15 protein-coding genes are annotated in these 22,956 nt (G+C 32.1%); 11 read left to right on the forward strand and 4 right to left on the reverse strand.

Annotated elements, in window-relative coordinates; translation table 11 throughout:
• Nucleotides 1-67 precede the first annotated feature (67 nt).
• Both J4051_RS00935 and J4051_RS00940 read left to right on the forward strand, forming a co-directional pair.
• Nucleotides 68-550 (forward strand): hypothetical protein, encoded by a 483-nt coding sequence (locus J4051_RS00935; RefSeq protein WP_208231731.1) that lies wholly within the window; start codon nucleotides 68-70, stop codon nucleotides 548-550.
• A 337-nt stretch (nucleotides 551-887) separates the two neighbouring features.
• Nucleotides 888-1,553 (forward strand): hypothetical protein, encoded by a 666-nt coding sequence (locus J4051_RS00940; RefSeq protein WP_208231732.1) that lies wholly within the window; start codon nucleotides 888-890, stop codon nucleotides 1,551-1,553.
• Nucleotides 1,554-1,740: 187 nt separating this feature from the next.
• Here the strand turns inward: J4051_RS00940 and J4051_RS00945 are convergent, their stop codons facing one another.
• From J4051_RS00945 to J4051_RS00960, 4 genes are read right to left on the reverse strand one after another with little or no spacing between them, the layout of a single operon-like run.
• Nucleotides 1,741-1,944 carry a hypothetical protein gene (locus J4051_RS00945; RefSeq protein WP_208231733.1) on the reverse strand — a complete coding sequence of 68 codons (204 nt, stop codon included), beginning with the start codon at nucleotides 1,942-1,944 and terminating at the stop codon, nucleotides 1,741-1,743.
• A 59-nt stretch (nucleotides 1,945-2,003) separates the two neighbouring features.
• A complete protein-coding gene (locus J4051_RS00950; protein ID WP_208231734.1) occupies nucleotides 2,004-5,039 on the reverse strand; it encodes a DEAD/DEAH box helicase family protein in 3,036 nt (1,011 codons plus the stop codon).
• Between the two features lies 1 nt (nucleotide 5,040).
• On the reverse strand, nucleotides 5,041-6,315 hold the full coding sequence (locus J4051_RS00955; protein ID WP_208231735.1) for a restriction endonuclease subunit S: 1,275 nt from the start codon (nucleotides 6,313-6,315) through the stop codon (nucleotides 5,041-5,043).
• Nucleotides 6,312-8,291 (reverse strand): class I SAM-dependent DNA methyltransferase, encoded by a 1,980-nt coding sequence (locus J4051_RS00960; RefSeq protein ID WP_208231736.1) that lies wholly within the window; start codon nucleotides 8,289-8,291, stop codon nucleotides 6,312-6,314. Before J4051_RS00960 ends, J4051_RS00955 begins: the two co-directional genes overlap by 4 nt.
• 544 nt (nucleotides 8,292-8,835) lie before the next feature.
• Here J4051_RS00960 and J4051_RS00965 point away from each other — a divergent pair.
• The 9 genes from J4051_RS00965 to J4051_RS01005 all read left to right on the forward strand — a co-directional run bounded on the left by J4051_RS00965 (nucleotide 8,836) and on the right by J4051_RS01005 (nucleotide 22,696).
• Nucleotides 8,836-12,960: an AAA domain-containing protein gene (locus J4051_RS00965; RefSeq protein WP_208231737.1), complete on the forward strand. Its 4,125-nt coding sequence runs from the start codon at nucleotides 8,836-8,838 to the stop codon at nucleotides 12,958-12,960.
• Between the two features lie 2 nt (nucleotides 12,961-12,962).
• Nucleotides 12,963-14,282, forward strand: a complete 1,320-nt coding sequence (locus J4051_RS00970) for a hypothetical protein (protein ID WP_208231738.1) — start codon at nucleotides 12,963-12,965, stop codon at nucleotides 14,280-14,282.
• Nucleotides 14,275-15,696: a phospholipase D-like domain-containing protein gene (locus J4051_RS00975; protein ID WP_208231739.1), complete on the forward strand. Its 1,422-nt coding sequence runs from the start codon at nucleotides 14,275-14,277 to the stop codon at nucleotides 15,694-15,696. Before J4051_RS00970 ends, J4051_RS00975 begins: the two co-directional genes overlap by 8 nt.
• Complete coding sequence (locus J4051_RS00980) at nucleotides 15,697-16,275, forward strand: DUF1887 family protein (protein ID WP_208231740.1); 579 nt, start codon at nucleotides 15,697-15,699, stop codon at nucleotides 16,273-16,275.
• On the forward strand, nucleotides 16,275-17,369 hold the full coding sequence (locus tag J4051_RS00985) for a Card1-like endonuclease domain-containing protein (RefSeq protein WP_208231741.1): 1,095 nt from the start codon (nucleotides 16,275-16,277) through the stop codon (nucleotides 17,367-17,369). Before J4051_RS00980 ends, J4051_RS00985 begins: the two co-directional genes overlap by 1 nt.
• Nucleotides 17,370-17,500: 131 nt before the next feature.
• A complete protein-coding gene (locus J4051_RS00990; RefSeq protein ID WP_208231742.1) occupies nucleotides 17,501-19,162 on the forward strand; it encodes an McrB family protein in 1,662 nt (553 codons plus the stop codon).
• Nucleotides 19,162-20,565 (forward strand): 5-methylcytosine restriction system specificity protein McrC, encoded by a 1,404-nt coding sequence (locus J4051_RS00995; protein WP_208231743.1) that lies wholly within the window; start codon nucleotides 19,162-19,164, stop codon nucleotides 20,563-20,565. Before J4051_RS00990 ends, J4051_RS00995 begins: the two co-directional genes overlap by 1 nt.
• Before the next feature lie 152 nt (nucleotides 20,566-20,717).
• A complete protein-coding gene (locus J4051_RS01000) occupies nucleotides 20,718-21,752 on the forward strand; it encodes a hypothetical protein (RefSeq protein ID WP_208231744.1) in 1,035 nt (344 codons plus the stop codon).
• Nucleotides 21,753-22,315: 563 nt separating this feature from the next.
• Nucleotides 22,316-22,696, forward strand: a complete 381-nt coding sequence (locus J4051_RS01005) for a hypothetical protein (protein ID WP_208231745.1) — start codon at nucleotides 22,316-22,318, stop codon at nucleotides 22,694-22,696.
• Nucleotides 22,697-22,956 lie beyond the last annotated feature (260 nt).

Genomic DNA, 22,956 nt, shown 5'->3' on the forward strand with positions numbered 1-22,956 from the left:
GCTGCTTCTTTTTGTAAAGGCCGGTCTATTAGAAAAGATACGCAACAGTTATCTTATATGAATATAAATGGTGAAGGTTACCAAAACTTTTATCATGGATATTTTTGACGAAACACCGCAACAAAGAGAAATTGCAGACCATAATGTATACTTACAGCTAAAGGATCTTAACTATACTAATGAGGAGATTGCTAACCACATGAGTTACTCAAAGGAGAATTTGGGTTATCTTATCAGTAGGTTCACATTCATTAATAGTTTAGAATATAAACTTCAAGAAAAAGAGGGTACCTATCAATTCAATGGAAACTTCTACATCACTCAATCAGTTCGTAATTTACTGGATGCAGAAGAGATATTGGAAATCTATACCTTTACACAAGACTTGGTCAAACAACATAAAGGGGTAGATTATTTACAGTCGTTTTATCATATTGAGCAAGACTGTGAGCTTTTTTTTATTGATCAGCTGAGTAAATCGATGAAGGATACTAATCAGTATTCTGAGGATGACAATTACTGTACATTGATGTTAGCAAGTGATTATTAATTTTTTCAAAAAATGAAATGCGGATAACTGGCTGTTGTTAGCCGAAGGCGTTACAACAAGTTATTCGCCAATTCTTCTTTTTAATTAACTACTTAACTAAGTATTTAATTATAAGTGCAAAATTGGTGTTATTGAAATGCACAATTGGTCTTTAATAAAGTGCGAAATTGGTGTAAATGGAGTGTAGGATTGGTGTTTTTTCAGTCCTATAAATCTGTTCAATAATATTGGGGTGCAAAATTGGTGGTTTTGTAAAATTTAAGGAAGGTTACATAGGAACTAAAAAGGAAGCGTCATTTTGGGTCGACAGCTTCCTTTTTTAACAAACCATAAAAATATGTACAACCATCTCCTTTCTAAAGAGAACAAGCAACTTGTTCTAAAAATTCCGGCAACAATTCTTTCGGATTGTCAGTTATCGTTTAATGAGAAATTAATTCTTGGTTTGGATTATACTTTTCAATCCAAGAAGGGGTATACCCAACTATCAAATTCCAAAATTGGTCAGCTTCTCAATCTTCATATAAATATAGTGGCATACAGCCGCAAAAATCTTGTTCAGATGGGATTTTTGTTAAAGGAGGGAAGGAAGTATACATTAACGGATAAGCACAAACAACTTGAAGTTGATGATAAAAGAGAAATTTATTTGCCTTATGAAATTTATAGGCATGAGGACTTATTGACGGGATCGAAATTGTTATGGGGTGAATATAATTCTTTAAGTAAAGGACGAAGAGAGTATTTTGCAAAAAGGAGCTATACCTCCAGGCGTATGAATGCCAGTGTGGAGAGTATCACAAATTGGACAAATCAGCTTAATGATTATCGATTATTTAAAAAATACGAACATAGGAAAGGGTATTGTACAAGTCAGAAGGTTGTCATCACTTGCGAGTTTAAGGATGGACAGAAAATTTTAGATATCACCCACATTCAAAACCCTCGTGGAGAATGGGTTTTAAAACGAGCTAAAATGCTTGGATTAGACGAATGGGAATAAAAGGTCAATACTTTGTGGACCACTTAACACCATTGTTAACCCGCACCAATAATGAATTTATTATTGCTGACTTGGGAAGAGCTCAAGTATATGCTAAAACTTGGTAATAGAAATGATTCTTGAGGGTCGATTTTCTATTATCTTAAAATTCTATAGGAAGATTGGTTGTAAAAACAAAATGAGTTCTTTATTGCGTAACTTCTCCTGCGGCAAGGGCATATGTGGTTGCGATATCTGAAAGTCTATCACGAATATCTTGAGCATTCTGTGGAGTCAACTCAATATTTGGGGGTAGATGCAGTTCTAGCCTTGCTAAAAGTCTAGGTTTAGTAATTTCGAGATTGTTTTGATTGACTTCTGGAGCGGCGGAAATTTCGATAATCGTTGGCATAAATTAAATATTTTAAGTTGTTATAAAGGGAGCTTTACCATTTATTGGTTCTCCTGTTTTTAAGCTACAAGAGCTGTATTTTTTAAAACGTTATAAGCTGTTCTGTTTATATAAGACAAAACATTATCTGTCATAATATCTCCATATTTTTCAGGGGATTTGGACATAATTGTATCTACAAGTTTATTGGTTAATTGCTCTTTAATAATTTCATTGTATACTTTTTCAGCATCTTTATTTTTATTATTTAGCATTATGGAAATCAATATTTGATCATTCGCTACATTTTCCAAAAATTCTCCAACGATCGCAACACCTTCTTCTCCGATCTCAGATTTAAAATTAAGATTAATTTCTTCAATAACTTCCTTAACAGTTTTTGTGACTCTTACTCTCGTTACAGATCCATGACCTCCTGTACTACCTCCACTTGAATTGTTATCATCTTCCTCCTCGGGATCTATTTCAACTTCAGGAATAGAAAAGTTAACAACACTTACATCTCTTAGCTCCTTTTCTAAATCTTTATTACCACTATTAGACAGCTTATTACTAAGATAAATACAGAAAAGTTGAAATTGATGTAATTCTTTATCTCTTAAGTTAAACAATGCATTTATATACTTGAAGATTCCTAAATACCTTCCTAAGAGTGTTCTAAACTCGTCTCTTTTTTCCCGTGTTAAATTGCTTTCAAAGTTTGACTTTATTCTGAAAGTTAACCCTGCAATAGCAGGCATATTTTTACCGTCACCTGAGGTAGCTAATTCTAAGAGTTTTGTAACATCATCTTCAGAAAAAATTTCAAATTTTATTAATGCTGCTTTTAATTCATGTAATTGATTCGGATCACTTGATTTGTTCGATGTTACATCTTTTTGGTATTTCTTATATGCTTTTATAATTTGCTTATATGAATTTGTAAAATCGATTGCTAATGTATCTACTTTGCCTGGATGCATTCTGTTTAATCGACTTAAGGTCTGAACTGCATTTTTGTCTCTTAGTGGTTTGTCAACGAACATGGTGTGTAATAGTGACTCGCTAAACCCTGTTTGGAATTTATTAGCAACAATTAAAAAACGGATATCATCGGTTTCCTCAAATAAATCTTCTATTTTGAGATTTCTTGGATTGAGCTCTTTGTTCAAACCATCTTCAGTGAATTTAGATCCTTTTAAATCGTCAATTCTTAATTGTTTAAGCTCATCATCAGTCAATTCTAATTTATCTACATCTACTCCACCTGAAAAAGCGATTATGGTTTTATAATTTAATCCTTGTTTTTTAATCTCTTCATCCATAAACAACTTGTATTTACATGCAGCTATTCTACTACTTGTAACCACCATTGCCTTGGCTTTTCCGTCTATTTTATGTGCAGACTTATTTTTAAAAATGTTTACCATTCGGTTACATTTCTCTTTTATTATTCCTGTGTCTTGAAAAGCTTTTTGACGGAGCGCTTTACGTACCATCATTGGTAGATATTCCTTTTTTGTGTCTACTCCTTTATTTAATTCATAGAGGGTATTATAGCTATAGATATGCTTTGCGACATCCATTATATATCCTTCTTTTATGGCTTGATCCATGGAATAAACATCAAATGCTTCCCATGTTTTATTTCCCTTCTTATCTAAAATGATTTCTCCATTCTCATCCTTTTTGGCAACCCCAAAGTGCTCTAGTGTTTTATCACTAGGTGTTGCAGTAAGTGCAATAAATGCCATGTTTGGAAATTCCTTTCTTGAAATTTCTTCAATCAATGCATCTTGTTTATCTGGTGCGACTAATTCTACGCCTTCTTCATCTGTTTGAAAAGTATCTGTTAACCCATCATGTAGTTTTCCCTCTTGGGATCTATGTGCCTCATCTATTAGTACACAAATTCTTTTATTGGTTTGGTCTGAAAGTTCCTTAAGATGTGAGAACTTGTGTATGGTAGAAATAATTACCTTTTTATTTTGTTCAAGTGCTGTTTTTAATGCAGCTGTATCTTCTGCATACTCTGCAACGCCAGGAGTTAAAATCGCTTTTTGAAAATCTTTAGATATTTGATCGTCTAAATTAATTCTATCCGTAAGCACGACAACACTATCAAAAATAGTATTATCGCCATCAAATGCATTACGTAGGTTCTGAACCAACCATACAATAGTGTTACTTTTTCCTGAACCTGTTGAATGTTGGATTAAGTAATTTAAATTCAGTTCACCTGTTTCTGCAATTTGCTTTTTAATATCCTCAACAACATTACGAGTTGCCCGTTGCTGGTGGTATCTAGGGAAAATCCAACTATTGCCTTTACCAGGATATAAATAGGATTCTAAAAAATTTAATAAACTGTCTGGAAGTAAAATATCGTGATACAAATAATGAACAGGATACTCATGTTCATTAGGTGCGACGTTTACCAAATCCATATTAAAATCACGGAAATTACTGTCTGAAGGTGGCTTACCAAAGGCAGCAGCCATTTTTACCTTATCATTATCACAAACAATGTGTAAGAATGGTTGACGAAATATTGGTAAGTCTAAATCTCTGCCTAAATATTGTTCTATAGCTTCTTCAATAGTGCCACTTGTACCTTGATTTTTAAGCTCAATGGTTACAATAGCAAAACCATTGACCAGTAGTACAATGTCTAAACTTTTATTTTGTGCTTTTCCTTCGGAACCAAATGTCCATTGGCGAATGGCTGTAAAACGATTTTTTTTATATAATCCACTTTGAATTGTATTTGATTCTTTGTTGGGCTTAAAATAAATTAGATCGAAATGTAAATCATTTACTTCTATTCCATCTTGCAAAACCTGAAACAACTGTTTTGTAGCAAGTGCTTGTTTAAAATGGTTTTGAAACTCTTCTCTCCATTTTGTATGATATTGCTCTTGAAGTTGCCTTAATTTTTCTTCTTGGGTATTATATAAAAACTCTTCTAAATCATTTGGGTAAAGACAAAGTTCTTTATTGATAAAAACATCTCTGTTTTTATCTAAACGGTATTTACCAAAAACTTCTAATTGATGACAGAAATGTTTTTCAAATTCCGTTTCGTTATCAATAACTAAATCTTTTTTCTTTGCCATACTATGCCACTTTAATTTTACCTGTTACTGCATTGTAAATCTCAATTTTACGTATTTCTTGTAATTGTTTTATTTGATTTTTAAGATTGCTCGTTAATTGATCAATCTTACTTGTTCTATCTAATAAATGATCAGTAATATCATGTTGCTCATTAATTGGAGGACAAAGTACTTTAATAGCTCCCAACGCCTCTAAAGTTAACTTAGGTTGAGCAGAACCTGTTACGCTGACAGTATAATCAAGCATTTCTAATTGAAAAGTAAAAAATGATATGTTTCCATTTTTTGGTTTTAAAATATGAGCGTGATTATTTACCCAAAACTTACCGCTGGCAATAAAAGCAAGAGGACTGCTTCTTGCTAGTAAATTTGCTCCATCTTCGCCAATAAGAATATAGGTTCCGTCAAAAATAAAATCTTCAACCTTGTCAATTACACCCGAAGCGCCATAGTAATCATATATACGTTTTTCCATTGAGCCTCTTACTTCAGAACTTAAAGGAATACGAACATTATTGTGAAAATTCAAAGCATCCTTAACCCTCTTTACTTCCCAATGCTCAGGAATACTACCTAACCACTCTATACCAGACGGTTTTAGTCTTGCATTTGGGTTTAAGCCTTTAGTAATAGCTGTATTTATTTCTATTTGGCGTACTTCTTTAAGCCTTTTAATTTGCTTTTTTTTGTTACTAATTAATAGATCTAATTTGCTTGTTTTTTCATCTAAATAATTTGCGATTGCGGTTTGTTCTTTGATCGTTGGAACGGGAAAAGGCATTCTTTCAAAAACATTTTGATATAAATGAAGAATTGTACTACCAGATTTTGTGTACTCATTATACTGATAGAAAACTTCTGAATTTAAAATCCAATAGAGAAAATGAGTATGAAAAGCGGATGTTGTTGGTCTAATTAACATTATGCCACTATTTAGAGTTGCTTTATAAGGCATATCAGTTACTCTCGCCACTTTACCTATGGTTCCATCTTTTGTAATTATTAAGTCACCTTCTTCTAAATGGATGTTGTGATCAATCTCATATCTCTCTTCAGTGACTCTATAAGGAGATTTCCAATTAATAATTCCATCTTTAAAATCCGTTCCTGTAATGCAGTACGGTCCTTCTTCAACAAATTCATCTGCTCTTAGGTTCTGCCAACCAATTCTGCCTTTAAGGTACGTATTTTGCTTAAGTCGTTTGATTTCCCAATCCAGTGGGATTTCTCCTATCCAATTTATGTTTGTAGGCTTTAATTTTGAATATGTACTCATAGCTTTAAACCTAAACCGTTCAACAACTCAACATTTCCAATGACACCTTCTTCTTTATTTCCCCTTTCTAGGTTTTTAAACTCATCCAAGACAGTTTCTAACTGGCGTAGGGGGTGGTACACATAAAACTCACGTGTAAAAGGTATTTCATAACCTTTCTTCTCATCCATATAGGTCCATTTTTTTTCAACTTCTTTGTTGAGCCATCTGGTCATATCCTCTTTCCAAGGAATAATCTCCGTATCTCTAACAATAACTGGTACGTTAATAAAGGCGGTTAGTTTTAGTTTGTTACCATCTACAGCTTTAATAACTTCAATTTCCTTATCTTTAGTTCTATTTTTAATAGCAAAATCACTATCGATTTTAAGCTCAAAAGAAAATATCTCTTGTTTAGTATTCTTTTTGTCTTTTAGTACTTTAATTTGTGCAGGTGTCGCTTTTAAAATTTGTGCTAAAGCATTTTGAGCAACTGTTACTTCTTTCTTTTCAAACAGCTGATTACCTTCTTCATCTAATTCCTCTAACTCAATAGTCACTTTACGATATGCAAAATCGTCAAGATCAAAAATCTTACTATATTCTTCTTTTTGGAAATCTTTATGGATTTGCACTATTTTTTCTACATCAGGATCTGCAATAAACCGTCTTTTATCTCCTAAACTCTTCTTCATTGGTGTCCAAAAATCAATTGCATTTATCAACTGTATTTTACCTTTACGTTCAGCAGTTTTATTGTTTCTAATAATCCAAATATAGGTTGCAATACCTGTGTTGTAAAACAAGTTGGTTGGTAGGGCAACTATGGTTTCTAGCATATCATTTTCAATAATATGTTGACGAATAGTACTTTCTCCACCACCTGCATCACCACTAAATAAAGGAGAGCCATTATGTACAATAGCAATTGCAGAACCTCCTTTTTTAGGATCTTTCATTTTAGAGATCATATGCAGTGTAAACAATAATTGACCATCTGATGTACGAGGTTGGGCAATCTCGAACCTGCCATTACTATTTGCCATTACTTTTTTCTTAATCTTAGACCAAGATTTACCATAAGGCGGATTAGAAATCATGTAATCAAACTTCTCATTAGGGAAGCCATCTTCAAAAAGCGTATCACCATTTACTACTTTAGCGTCTTCTCCTTTTATCATTAAGTCGGCTTCACAAATAGACCAAGTTTTATCATTTACTTCTTGACCATATAGGCGCACGTTTGCTTTTTCATTTACATTCACCTCAATGAACTCTTTTAAAGCTGTTAACATCCCTCCTGTACCGCAAGCAGGATCGTAAATGGTTATTAATTCGCCATCTTTAAGTTTACGCTGATCAATATCCAGCAAGTGCGTCATTAAATCAATAACTTCTCTTGGGGTATAATGCTCTCCAGCTTCTGAGTTATTGGCTTCTGAAAAACGTCTTACTAATTCCTCAAAAATATACCCCATTTTAATATTGGAGACTGTTTCAGGCTCTAAGGGGATATTTGTAAATTCTTCGATTACAGAATACAGAATATGGTTTGTATTCAACTTATCTACATGTTTCCTAATTCCTGAAAACTTGATAACATCTTGAATCTTGTCTTTATCTTCCTTTTTTGCTTTCTTGCTTTGGAAACCATTTAAATAGCTTATAAAGTTGTTCTTGATGCTTTTTTCTCCTTCGTCCTTTAGCCCTTGTAGCGTAAAACCCGAATTGTTAGTAAAACCAACTCTACTAAAAAGCTGATCATTAATAAATTGTGCAGCTGCATTTTCAGTCATTCTAGATATACCATCATCAAACTTCTTTTCAATCTCTTTTATCTCAGATTGTAGAACGCATTCTAATCGTCTGATTAATACCATTGGATAAATAATGTCTGGATATTCTGTTCTTTGAAAAATATCTCTTAACACATCATTTGCTACTTGCCATATTAGACCAGCTTCTTTTGATACGTCTATATCTCTTTTTTTAGTCATGTAATGTCTTTAATTATTGCTGATTGCAGTTAGGGTATGGATAAATCGGAAGAGTCTAATCCCAATTTTACATATCCTACAAATCTAAAGAATAACTTATATAAATGACACTTTAAGACATAAACATAATTAATGTGATAGGTAGGCATTGTCTTTTCTTGAATATGCTTGGATGGACTTCTATATTTATGATAGAAATTAAGTTAAGTCAGGTTTGAGTAATTCGAGAGAATAATCAACCATCTTTTAATAGATTAGAAATATTTTCATGATGAAAGATGTGTAATACCAAGCTTTTATTTGCATAGTTAATAGAAACTGGCATCCCAAATAATATTTCGTAATTAAAAACAGTTCGAAATCTATATTGAATTTTTGAATTCACATTTTGATTTCTTAATATAGCGTATAATTGTGTGGTTTTTCTTTATAATGAAAGTAAATTCGAATTCAATAAATCCCATATAAATAATAAGTGGAGAACGATGCTAATGATAGTTTGATGTATATAAGCATGTCATGAGTTCTCAAATAAAAAGATAATATGCCAAAAGGAAAAATAATCCTGAAATATGACAAATTGGGTTATATTGAATACGATGTAGATTATAGGGTGTCATATTTGGTCGAGGATTATTTAGACTTCAGTATAGGTGAGAAGGTAGACTTTGATCTCATAAAAACTCGTGTTCCTGGTACGGAAAATACTTTTAATCGAGCAATTAATTTAAGGTCGATAGAACATAAGAGTGGTTTAGTAGAAAGTGATTCTACCAACGGGGAGATAGTTAAATCCCGTGCTATTGTTGGGGAAAGAGGTTCAATCATAAACACCAAAGTCATTGAAATTCTAAAGCCTTCTGCAATAATATTAGAGTTTTTCGATGAAAGAATAGCCATACTACCGTTGCAAAACATTTCTTGGAGTCTTCCGAGTTCTGAAAAACGTTTTAAGAAGTATAAAGTTGGAGACAGGACTGACATAGTGGTCTTGGAGAACGAACCAAATAAACCAGCTATAGTAAGCAGAAAGCATTTAGATCCTAGACCTAGCGAAGCAAAAGTATGGCAGGATTTAAAAGTTGGTAATACTATAAAAGGAACTATTGTTCAGGTTCTAAATACAGAAGTGGTATTTAGTTTTCCTAGTGATCTTTACGGGACTGCATCAATTTCTAAAGACTTTTCCAATAAGATAGGTGACCAGATGGAAGTTCAAGTGCTTTCGAAATCTGTAGATAGATTTTTACTTAGTACTACTTTTTCTTTCGAGCCTGAAAGGTCAGAAATCAAAACTACCCAGAAATTTAATGATGATTCTCTTTTAAAACCAGAAATCACGTATGAACATGGAGATGAATCTTTAAAAGACCAGGACTCTTTTTTTAATTCTCTGTATTACGATTTTTGCGAAGAGAGTGAGTCTAATAACGAGAAAAAGTTTTTCCAGGAGGCATTTGCGGAGAATCATAATTTGTTTGATTTAGCAATTTCATTAAAATTGCCACTATACATCCAATTTACTTCTACGAGCTGGGAAGGAGACTTCAAGACAAAACTATTACCATATTTATCCAGTCTTTTTTCGGAGATTGACTCTGAGAAAGAAGCGATTGATTACCTAGTTGAACAGAAGTATTGGATTAATATTAATTCCTCTAAAGACGATAGGCACTTTTGGACATTATTCAATGATGAGTTATACATTTCGGGTTTTGTTACAGAAGAGCCAGATGAACATTTCTTTTTTGTAACTAAACTGGAGATAGGTAGAAAAAATAAGGATTCATCATACTATAAAGAGAAATCACAAAAGAATGGGTGCTTTTTGTTTGAATCTCAAATATTATTTTTAGGTCTTCAATCTAATAGGCCAATAGATAAACCTTTCGAGAGATTATTCGATTTATTAAAAACAAAATCTGAAGCATTTTTGCTTTACGGAGAGCTTAAAAAGAGAGCTGGTGCGATTTTAATGGAAGAGGGTGAGTCCTTGAAGATTTTTGATAAATTTTTAGAGTTTCAAATTTTTACAGAAAAGGAAAAGAATAAGCAGAAAGCAATTTGGATTTCAGGACAAATTTCAAAAATTCCTGCAATTGATTGTGAAGCATCTATCGAAATATTAGCTACTGAATCTTTAAAGGATATCTACGAGGCAAGTGAGTTTGAAAAAATATTAGTGTCAATAAAGACTTCTACGGGTTCCTTGAAAGAGAAGAAGGATGGAAATGAGCTTGTGTGGTTCTATGATGCTGAATTTGAAATTGTGGATAATATTGCTCGTTTTCATTTTTCCGAGATGGATAAAAGTATTGAAGACTTAGAAAGTGGATTTTATGTAGAGCCTAAAGTTTCACTTAAGCAGTGGCTGGTACAACGAAAGGTTATACAGGACTTTTTTGATAAACGTATTAATATTTCTCATATTGAGACAATGTTTTTGAAGCCAGATAAAATTGAAGCTCCGAGAATGGAGTCGTTTAATTTCAGTAATCCATTGCTGAATAAAGCCCGAATAGAAACTCCTGATAACAATCAAGTAAAATCAGTTATCAAAGCCGTTGGAAATAAAAATATATTCTTAATTCAAGGCCCCCCGGGAACTGGAAAGACGACTGTGATTGCTGAAATTGTTCAACAATTAACGAATAAAGGAGAAAAAGTATTAGTTACAAGTCAAACTCATATTGCAGTAGACAATGTTTTAGATAAATTATCAAGTTTAAGTCATTTGACTTTAGTTAGATTCGGAAATAAAAAAAGAATTATGTCTGGATTAGAGGGTTTTCATATTGATAATCAAGTTGATTCTTTAGCAATGTATTATGGAAGTGTAGTCGAAAATAATATTAAGCTTGTTTTAAAGAATATAGAATGTATCGATTTATCAGACGAAGAAATAACTAAAATTTTATTAGAGCATATAAATAATTTATCGGTTTATTATCCATCAAATTTTAAAAAGAGACTTACAGAGTTAAATAAAGATTTTATATCAGCACTCAAAGGTCTAGATATTGACCGATTAAGAGATTTAATTAATGTTCTAAAGAGTTGGCAAAATGAGATAGCTTTAGGTCTTGAAGATATTGCACGTCCAATAATTTATGATTCAATGAATGTTGGTTTTGCTACTTGTATTGGTGTTCGTATAGACAAAGGCTTATCGGATAGAGACATAAAATTTGATACTGTTATAATTGATGAAGCTGGTAAAGCAAATTTATCTGAATCTATTGCAGCGGTTTCTATGGCGAAAAAAGTAATTCTAGTTGGAGATCATATGCAACTTCCTCCATATATAGATAGTACTTTAATTAACCCTAAAGATAAAGACAGCTTTCCAAATAGCGTTAGATTTAATAGAAGTAAATTTGACCAAGAAGCAATAAATCATGCATTAACAACTTCTTTATTTGAGTACTTAGTAAATAAGAATAAAGCTAATTTATTTCCGTCCACTAATATTGAATTACTGAATTTCCAGCATAGAATGCACCCAGATATCGGAGAGTTTGTATCTAAAGTATTTTATGATAGTAATATCCAAATGGGGGCATCAACTTCAAATAATACATTGCCTTTATCTTTTCCTTTTGATAAACAAGTAATATTTATTGATACAGCCAATAGTAAAACGCCATATGAATCAAAAGAGGGTATATCTTATAAGAATGATATCGAAGCCCTCTGTATATCGGAAATAGTAATTCCAAAGCTATTTGAAGAAAAAGTAGACAAAGACAGGTTTGCTGTGATAGCTCCATATAAAGCCCAAGTAGCCAACATAATTGATAAATTAAAAAAGAGTAATATAGGCGGTGTTGAAGTTTCAACTTTAGACTCCTTTCAAGGAATGGAATTTGACATTATCATATTTAGCTTTACCAGGTCACAAAGGTCAAGTAAAGTAGGCTTTTTAGATGATGCACGTAGGTTAAATGTGGCGCTTTCAAGAGCAAAAAAGAAATTAATACTTGTAGGTAATAGTAAGACTTTAATGGATTGGAGAAGTCATTTTGATGAATTATTCAACTATACTAAAATGTATAGAAATCTTGTGAAACTCAGTAAGAATGAGGAAAAAGGAAACTTCATAGATATTAATAATCTTTCAGGCGTAAGTCCTTTTGAAAAGGCTCAGAGGATTCTAAATATAGGAGCAAAATATTCTTGTATTTACAAGAACAGTATAGATTCTAAGGGAGGAAGTGTAATTCACTTTTTCAATGTAGATGGTTTAATTGATGGTAGTTTATATGATTATGAAGGAACAAAATCATTCATAAAAGGCGAGGAAACTATGCTTTTGATAAAAGATTTAGATTCAAAATCAGAAAGGGTATATCTAAAGGAAAATTCAGGAAATTTTAAAAAGAAAATTCAGAATAGCTCATATAAAAAAACGAGAGATTCTCAACTCAGAACAAAAGCGTTTCAATTGAAGTTTTTTCTTGAAAAAAAGGTTGGGGATAAAGTAATGTGTCGCTATAAAAATTACACAGAAAATCTTGGTCATTTTTTTATTATTTATAATGGTTTTGATGGACTTCTTTATGATCCAAATAATAAAGAAAAGAGTTATATAAATGACATTGAATATGAGATGATTATCCATAGTATAGATAAGTCTAAACGACAAGTTTCTCTAAAAAGCAAAAAATAACGATGGCAAACTATAGACTAGACATAGCGCGTTTTATTGATTTAGAATCTGAAGCTAATAATAACTTAAAAGCAGTTGTAAGTATTCAATATCCTATTTATTATATCCATACTGAGATAGTTGACACTAAACCTCATATTCTTTATGGATTAGATAAAGTAGTTTTAAATAGTTCTAAAATCTATCGATCTTTTAATGATGATGACATAGCCAAGTTACTTTCTTTACCGTCTTCTGTCATTTCCAGCAGAAAAAGCTATATGCATAAAAATGAATATATAGATAAAGACGATGTGTTAACTAATTTAGGTCTGAACTATATTAATATCGAGGAAGAGAAAATGGAACATCATGTCTCTCAAGATTTTATTATTGATGGGATAAGCCTTAAACCACTTCCTAAAGAGCTTTATGGTATTAAATATAAAGAAGAATATATTTTTGAGAGTGATTATAATCACTTCACAAACAAGAATGGAGAGACTGTTTCCAATAGACCATTTTCTCCAGACTTAACTCATCAGCCTATTCAAAGGCAGATTATCGAAAAAAATCTTTTAGACGTGCAGATAAATGAACGAGGCGACTATAATATTCCTTTAGGGTTAAAAACATTATCTTCTCTTACTTACAGCGTATGCACCTTACCTGTTTTTATTGGTTTGTTTGAAAATAACGGTGTTTTAAAACGTAAGTTAATTAACGGTTTTGATTCTTTAGGAAAAGATGATCACCTCACCGTATTTCTTCCAAATTTAGAAAAGAGAATTAAGAATTTAGAACTTAGATTAGATGAACGAAATTCGAGAGACGGTAGTACTCAATATAATTTTGAATCGAATTGGAGAGAAATAGATTTAATAAGAGATGAGGATAGATTGTTTCTTTTTTCTAAAGAAGACTTAAAAGGTTTCTTTTGTAAGCAATATCAAATTGAAGACTTAGAACTAACAGATGTTAATCGTGAGTCAAATTCTATTGGATTAAAAGTTACCAAGGAAGTATTTCAAAAAACAAAGTTAAAAAAGAAACTTCTTGAAAATATAAAACGAGGTACAGATTATTTTTTAAAAAACAAAATAACATCCGGCGTTTGGATCATATTCTTTGATTTCATTGCTGACGATGATTTTATAAAAGATGCTGTTGAGCTTTCTATCCTTGTCGATGATTTAACTAGCAAACGCTTTCCTGAAGAAAAAATACTGCTTAAGATTATGGCTTATAATAATCATAGACATATTTTAGTTGCATTAGAAGAATACAGATTATTGGAAGAAATAGATATATCTAATCATATGTTAAACCTAAAAAATGAATAACAGCTTAATAGATAAAGAGATTTTTGAAGGGGGTTATTTTGTCTTGAATGATAATAGAACACAAGCTAAATTAGGAGAGTACCCTAACTTATTATTCACACTTGATGGATATCCTCAAATTAAAAACCATATAATTAAACTTATAAGAAGTTCAGTTAAAGTAATTAAACTGTGTTCTTTTATAATTAGTGATGAGGAAATTGCTTTTGAGTTATTAGAGAAATGCAAGAATACAGATGTGGCTGTTTTTTTACTTACTCAACTAGATGATAAAAAATTCAATTTTGACTTTTTACCTGAAGAAGTATCTTCTAGACAAGGTAAAGAGCATATGTCAATTATTACAAGGCTTTATGGTCTTGGTGCACACGTGAGAGCGGCAACTTCGGCACATGCAAAGTTTATTGTTTGCGATAATTGTGACGCACTACTTATGAGTGCGAATATTACATCTCCATCTTTAAATACGAATCCAGAAACAGGTGTTATTCTCAAAAAAGAGAAAGGCTATAGAGAGTTAGATAAGCTTTTTGATATTCTTTTTCAAAAAGGAACAGAGTATGTCGGTTTTACAACATCAGGAAAAAAGCAACTAATCTCATCGCGTTCTACACATATTACAGAAGAAATACTCGAATTAATTGATGAATCAAGCATAAAATTCACTTGGGAAAACTTAAACAACTCTTTGTACGAAAGCATTGTTCAATTGATTAAAGAGGCTAAATCCGATATTTTTATTTCAACGTATTCTGTTGTAGGATTAGATGAAATTTCTGAATTTGTAGAAGAGCTCAGAAAGGCTAACAATAGAGGCCTTGCAATAAAACTATTTTGTAGAGCAATGAATCATAGAAAGGATCATTTAGAAAGTTGTTTGAAATTAAAGCAAATCGGAATCGAGATTTATGGAGATTACTTTAATCACTCAAAAGGTATTTATTCAGGAGACAAAGGCATTTTGTTTACGGCAAATATTGATGGTAATCACGGTCTAATAAATGGTTTTGAGGTTGGCGCAATAATACAGGAGAACCAGCTTACTGACTTTAAGAATTTTGTAGAATGGCAAATTGAAACGGCACCTTTCTATTTTACTATTAATCCTTCTAAGCAAACATATTATGATATGTATGATGTTTATGCAGGATTTAAAAACATCGAAAAACCTAGTTTTCCTTCGAGCTGTATAATCTATACCGATATTGAGATTAAAGATGAGGTTTTTAAAAATCCTATATATTTATTAACTGATGAGGATAAAAATGTTTTGAAAATGAGAATTTCAGATATCGAGTACGACGTGGAAATGGAGAGAAGTAATATTAATGTTATTAATAAATCAAAAAATAAAAGTTACAATATGCAATCTTACTTACTAAAGTATAAAGAAATAGATGTAGTAAACAATTAAATGGAAAACACACTTAAATATCTAGAAGAATGGCGTGATTTGGCAAGCCAGGGTAATTTTAAATTGGCTGAAAATTTATACTATGAGAAATTATTTCCCGAGGTAATTTCTATTTTTTGCGATAAATACCAATCTGAGTTTTCAGAAAGTGGAGTCTTAATATCATTACTAGGCTTTTCTCCTGAGCCGCTTATATTAACTGCTAGAGCGGTTAAACCAGCTCATCATTATATTTTGACTACGGAGATTCGAGAGGATATTCTTGATCGCATCCACCAGCATCTGGATGATGATTTTGAGCTTATTATAGTTGATTCTCCGGATTTTCAATCTATTTACAAATCGTTGAAAGAAATCTTGTATAAAGTAAATACGACAAATATTACTCTTGACATAACAGGAGGCAAAAAATCTATGGTTGCCTCAGCCGCCATTTTTGGGAAAGACTATAGATTTAGAATCACATATGTTGATTTTGAAGAGTACATAAAAGAACTCCGTAAACCGCTACCAGGATCCGAGATATTAAAGACTGTATATAATCCTGACGTAGACCAACCAGAAATATTTTTAAAGTAATGACGCATCAAATTGTTTTATTAGGAGGTCAACTTCTACCTGTATATCTTGGTGTGCTTGAAAGGAAACCGAAAGTTGTTCATATTCTTTATACGAAAGAGACAGTTAGACATAAAACTCGTTTAGTTAGATTGTTTGAAGGTGTTCGGATATTTGACTATCAAATTGATCCTTATGACTATGACTCAATTCAAGAAACAGTTACTGATATAATTTGTAATTATGAGGGTGTTGATTTTGAATTAAACTTAACCAGTGGAACCAAGTTAATGGCATTGGCCAGTCAACAGGTTTTTAAGAGTTTAGACTGTTTTAGTTTTTATGTTGATCAAAAGCAAAATATTATCGATTTATCCGATGGTTCCAAAACCAAAATAAGTTCCTTAATTTCGACTAAAATGTTTCTTTCCTTATCTGATCATAATAATTTCACCTCATCTACTTTGAAAGCATTTAATGAAGAAGAGATGAAATTGGCAAACTCAATATTAGAGTTAAGGAAGGATAAGTCTGGGATAGGTGAATTATTCAAGTTATTTAGATCCTTGAGAATAGATTCTGAGTTGAGGAATTTTTCTTTCTCTAATTCAAAATATGAAATCTCTTGGAGATCTAATATCCTTTGTGTAAAAGCACCAAGATTTAGCCTCAATGCTGAGGGGAAAAATTCCTTTAAGATTTTGACAACTGGGTTATGGTGGGAACTAATTATAGGTATGGCTATCAGTAAATGGAAATCGGCTGTGGACGTACATATGAGTCTGGCTATTAAGTCAAATAAGGATGCGAATATGGACAAAAATGAAATAGATATTCTTGTTAATACAGGTCACAATGTTTTTTTTATTGAGTGTAAATCAGGTATTGTAACTCAATCAGATTTAAATAAAATTAGAACTGTTAGTAAACTTTATGGCGGTCTTAGTTCAAAATCAATACTTGCTTCATTTTTTAAACCGAAGGATCATCTTTTAGAAAAATGTCAGGATTTAGGTATAGAGGTATTTTGCTTGAACGGAGATTCAAATATTCCTGTTGAGCTGAATTCAATTTCAAAAAGTTTGGATCGATTATTAAGTCGAGTTGAGTTATAGGTAAGTTGCAATACTATAGCTTCTTTACCATAAAGTTCAATTGCTGTGTTCGAATTAGGGATTATAAAGAATAGTAGAGCGCGTCATGGTTTGGCGATGATAAATATTAATTTGACGAAAAACTAGAAAGAATGAATAATCGACTGGCAACAATATATACATATTTAGTAGATAATAGAAAACATGAACTAACAGCTTGGCATAATGAATATAGAGAATTTACAACGGACGTTCAGAGGATAAGAACAGCTTTAGAGTCAGGTAAAAAACTTCGTGATAGCTCTACATATGCTGATACCATTTTCGGTAAAGAGGAATCTCCTTTTGATGCTTTTATTAAAAAGCTACTTTACGACCAATCTAATGGCATTTCGTCTCGAGGCCAGTCAGTGCTTAGTGAGAATTATCTGCAGAAGTTTAAAGATTCTGTTAGTTTTGATGAGGTTATTGAAGACCTTATTCTTGATCCAAATTCCGAGACATATCAAAAGCTAAAGGACTTCTGGTCATCCACAAAAGAAAGTAAAAATCCTGTATTAGTTAATAGGGCAATTGCGGCATGCACTTTAACTGTAACTAGTACTGTTGATGAGGGTAAATTTAATCAAGTATATAGATGGCTCGAAGATCAAGAATTGGTCGAACCTTATCCTCAAAATGCTCCCTTCGATTGGTTTAGCAGGAGTCAGTTTGTAATGGAGCATCTTAAAAGCAGTTTAAGCAATGTTGCAAAAGTTGATGATTATTGGATTAGTCTGTTTTATTGGGAGATGTATACAAATCTTTCAAATCCATTTAGTCTAAAAAAACAAATTGTAAAGTATGGGGCTCCAGGAACTGGTAAGACCTATAAGGCTAAAGAAACATGTAAGCTACAATTCAGAATTTGGAAAAACAACTATCCTGAGTTGACTGACATAACTATTGATGACGTCATTGAGACAGTTCAATTTCATCCCTCATATTCTTATGAAGATTTTATAGAAGGACTACGTCCAAATTTGGAAGGAAAACTGACCTTAGAGAATGGTATTTTCAAGAACATATGTATCGAGGCGGGGAAATGGGAGGTTGATATGGCTAAAATTGATGTAGAATTTGAATTTCATAAAGCAACTGTGAGCGATATTATACCTTATAGAGAAAAACTCTCTGGAGATTACTGGGAATTTATATTTTCTGAGAATCCAAATAAAAAATTGATTGACGTAGTGCCTCCATATTTTATTGTAATCGATGAGATAAATCGAGCCGAGATCAGTCGAGTCTTTGGAGAATTAATGTATTGTTTGGAGTATCGAGGGGTTGCAGGTAAATTAAAAACACAGTATGCTCAATTAAATTCTGAGCATTCAGGTATGATTAAACTTGGAAATGGTTATCAGTTTTTTGTTCCGAATAACCTTTATATTATTGCAACCATGAATACAATAGATCGTAGTGTAGAAAGCTTTGATTTCGCCTTACGTAGAAGGTTTAGATGGGAAGAGGTAATACCTGATACTCAGCTATTAAAATATCATTTAGAAGAATACAATAAGAAATGGGTCGACTTGTCTAAAAGCTTAAAAGCACTAAATGATGCAATTGAGAATGAGCCTTTGCTTGGCAAAGACTATTGTATTGGTCATGCCTATTTTTGGGAACTTCCTTATGCTGAAGATTTATCATTATCGGAGGTTAAGAAAACAATTTGGAATGATAGCTTATGTTCTCTACTTGAAGAATATTTAAGAGGTACAGGTCGCAATGATATTATGTCAACATTGTCAAGTAGCTTTGGAATTAGATAATGCAGGATTGGCTATTTAATATACTGCACAATAATACACTTGTTGATAATCAACGATACGAAGTCTTAGATGCAATTTTTACCAATCAGAGGTTATTTAAACCTATTCGATTAAATAAAAAAAGTAGGGGACAATGGACCAATAAATGGAATAACGAAGACTCTATATGGCAATTTTTGAATACTGTCAATTCAGAAGTGAATTCTGCTATTAAGGGTAATAAGGAGACGTCAATTATTCTATTTAATAATAAGGAATATGAGCATAACACAGATGATGATTTCATTAATGTACAAGGCATAAATATTAATCAATTTACCTTAACCACAGGTAATTTGATTGGGTTTGTTAAACAAGGTGATAATAGCTTAAAGATTTCTTCGCGCTTCGGAGATAGCTTTTTAAGACAAATCATATCTGATGCAGATGGCTTTGTTGAGGCCGATAATCTGGGTGGAACTTCAGGCTATGAAGGTTTTGAATGGTTATTGGTTTATTTATGGAAGACAAAGCTTAAAAAGGCGTTTCGTTTAGGATTGCCCAAGCAATATATTAACAAGAAGAGTCGATTAAATAAAGTCAAAGGTCAATTAGATTCATTAGACTATTACATGTCCAGAGATGGTAAATATCTATGTAATTATCGTGAGCATAGCTATAATAATAGGGCTGCACAATTGATACTTGAGGTGTTTAATCAAAAGAAAGGTAGTCCGTTTTTGGAAGATTTGAATTCTGTTAAAAATGCTTTTGTTTCTGCAACAGAGGGAAAGAGGTCAACCCTTCGAGACTTAATAAATACTCCATATTTCTCTAATCCATTTTATAGTGATTACAATGATGTAATTGATCTGTCCAAACTTCTAATTAAACAACAATCAACAGAATTTGGTAATGCCGAAAATAACAATGCTTTCTTTTTTGATGTGTCCATGTTATTTGAATATTTCATTCGAAAACTTCTAATTCGCAAGAAGTTTCATGTCAACAGTAAGTTTGATAAACGATTACAAATACCTACAGGAAATATAGATTTTAAAAGAAAACTTGAACCCGATATCATAATCGATAGTGATAAAGGGAGATTTGTATTTGATGTGAAATACAAGTCATTTGATTTTAGGTATGGGGCTAATCGAGAGGATCTTTTTCAATTACATACTTATGTTGGTCAATTTGGTAACAAACAAAAGATAGGCGGTTGCGGGTTTATATACCCAATTTTAGAAGATAGACTTAAAACTGCTGATTCCGTAATTACAGAATACATGAGTGTAATGGGAAAGGAAATACCTTTTTATGTTATTTTTTTGGTCATTCCTCCTTCTGAGAAAGATTATAGTATCCTATTTAAAAGAAGTAGTTCTTCTTTTATAGATCAAATGAGTAAAATTATTTTTTAATCGAAAACCTATTTTTAAAAAAATGCAGTCTTACTTTCAACGGATTAAAAAGTGGCTGTGTGACAATTTAATGGATTTTTGAATATATATTTAAGGCTGATTGTTTAATTTATACTACTTGTGAAATGGTTTTAAGAAAAATAGATCCTAACATGAACGAAGATCATTATTTAAATTCTCTACAAGAAAATAACCAGAGTTTTATAGATCAACTGATAGAGGACGATTTCCACTTACCTCAAGAGCCTCCAGTGGAAATTCATCCTTATTTAAGCGAAATCAAGCTAAAGGATTATGATAAGTATATTGTAGGAACGTTTCCACCAATCAGTTATTTGAATGACAATCAAATTTTGGTAAATAACGGTTTGGACATCTTATTTAATGCCAATGAAGGAATAATAACTAAACCTGCTATTCCTTTCTTTCACGGTAATTCACCTCAGGCTAGTATGTGGAATTTATTGTTGGATAATGTTTTTGAAAATCCAAATCGACAAGATGCAAAACATTCACTAATTGATTTTCTACAAAATAATGAAATTAATTATTCGGATATAATTTATTCAACCAAAAGGATGGATTATGGGCATGAAGATAGCTACTTAAGAAATATTCAGATTTATAAAGGATTGTTAAAACAAATTATCAATAACATTAATTTGAATAGAATTCTATTTAACACTTCCAGTACATTTAGTGTTAGAGGGCTATCTACACATGCAAACAATGGGGCCAATGCCCTTGTTGGGAGGATAAATGTTAATTCACACGCAAATGCTTTTGATTTATTTGTTAGAGGTCTACAGGATTTGGGTTGTTCAATTCAATTTTTTTTGGAAGATAATAATGGTCGAATAAGGCTTAATTGGGCCGAAGCGAATATAGACAACAGGATTATAGTTCGAAATATTTTAAAGACAAAAATCATTTTTCAAGCAAGAGTTATAATCCCTCCCAATCACGGACTATTTGAAAACGATAGGGTAATAGAAAAAATTTTTCATGTAGTGACACCTTTTAGCATGGCAGCACGAGGTAGAGTTGAATTAAATCCTATTATAAACAATTGGAGAGAGGAGAATAATAATCTTGAAAGAAATGTTTTGCTTAGACACATCTATCAAGCATTTGTAAGATTTAATGATGTGGATGTCAATTTTCTAAATGGATTAAACGCTTTCTAAGCTAAAATTTCAATTGATGCTCAAACCTTTGTACGCATACTGTTACGCCTATTGCTGTTTTTTATTAATCGAATTCAAGTAATCACTCCGTTCTAGTATATAACACTCTTTATTGGTCTATTAGTTTGAATTCAGGTGGGACCACATCAGTAAAGACAAGCCTTTCAAGAAATTGAAAGGCTTTGTTGTTTATGCCTCTGTACAATATGAGTACAACAATACATCTTTCTTTTGCTTTCATTTATTCTTATCTTTATGTTGTGGAACGCTTAGGAGAAATATGTGCCAATTGGCTATATCAAAGTAAAGGTGATCTGAAATTATTATGTTTAAAGCATGGTACTTTGACAACCAACAGACTTTCTTTTCTTCGTAATATGCGTTTTTGGTATAGTGCCGTTGACACTTTATTTCTTAATTTCAGGTAGCGATTATTCGATAACACAAATTATAGCAAGCTATATTTTCGTTTCTTTATTGTTCAGTTTATCCCTCTTGCTTGTAATTACTTGGTTCAAGTCCGAGAAATTATTTAAGAATAATGTCCAAGGATTTTCTTTTTTGTGCCATTTACCCCATCGAGAATCGATACCGTTTTTTTTGGTTTTGACAGTAATGATGTAGAGAACTCACTTCGACTCATTAATGGACTACCAACAGAGCAAAAAATCGTCATCAGGGAAATCCCAAAGAACAAACAATCAGGAAACATTAGATTTCTATTTACATTTTTCGACCTGATCGTCCGAGGTGGCATCTTTAGAATGGACACTAAACCCAAGGAGGCGTTGAACATGCTTATCTGCGAACGTTTTACCTTTCAGAATGCCGAAATAAATCTGAAAACAATTCCCACAAGTTATTCCAAATGGTCTTTAGTTATCCATGATGGCGATTATGACGATGTTCGAAAGGAAGTCTCAATAGCATTAGCTATCATCTAATAATTTCCCAATTTAATTTTTTTATAAAGAAAACATTAGAGGAATTCTAAAGCACTCGTTATTTCCCTATTGTTGCTGTCCAATAAAAAATATAGATCATGAAAACATCAACTTATATCCGGTTGGGTACGACGTATTATAAATTGATGCAAATTCCAACCATCGCCTGACACTTCAACGAGACAATCGTCCCCTATTCCATGGAAACCATCCGGTAGGATTATGGAAGAAGTTTATTGGAATGATCAAAAAATATGATG

Source organism: Gelidibacter pelagius, assembly GCF_017581925.1.
Taxonomy (GTDB): Bacteria; Bacteroidota; Bacteroidia; order Flavobacteriales; family Flavobacteriaceae; genus Gelidibacter; species Gelidibacter pelagius.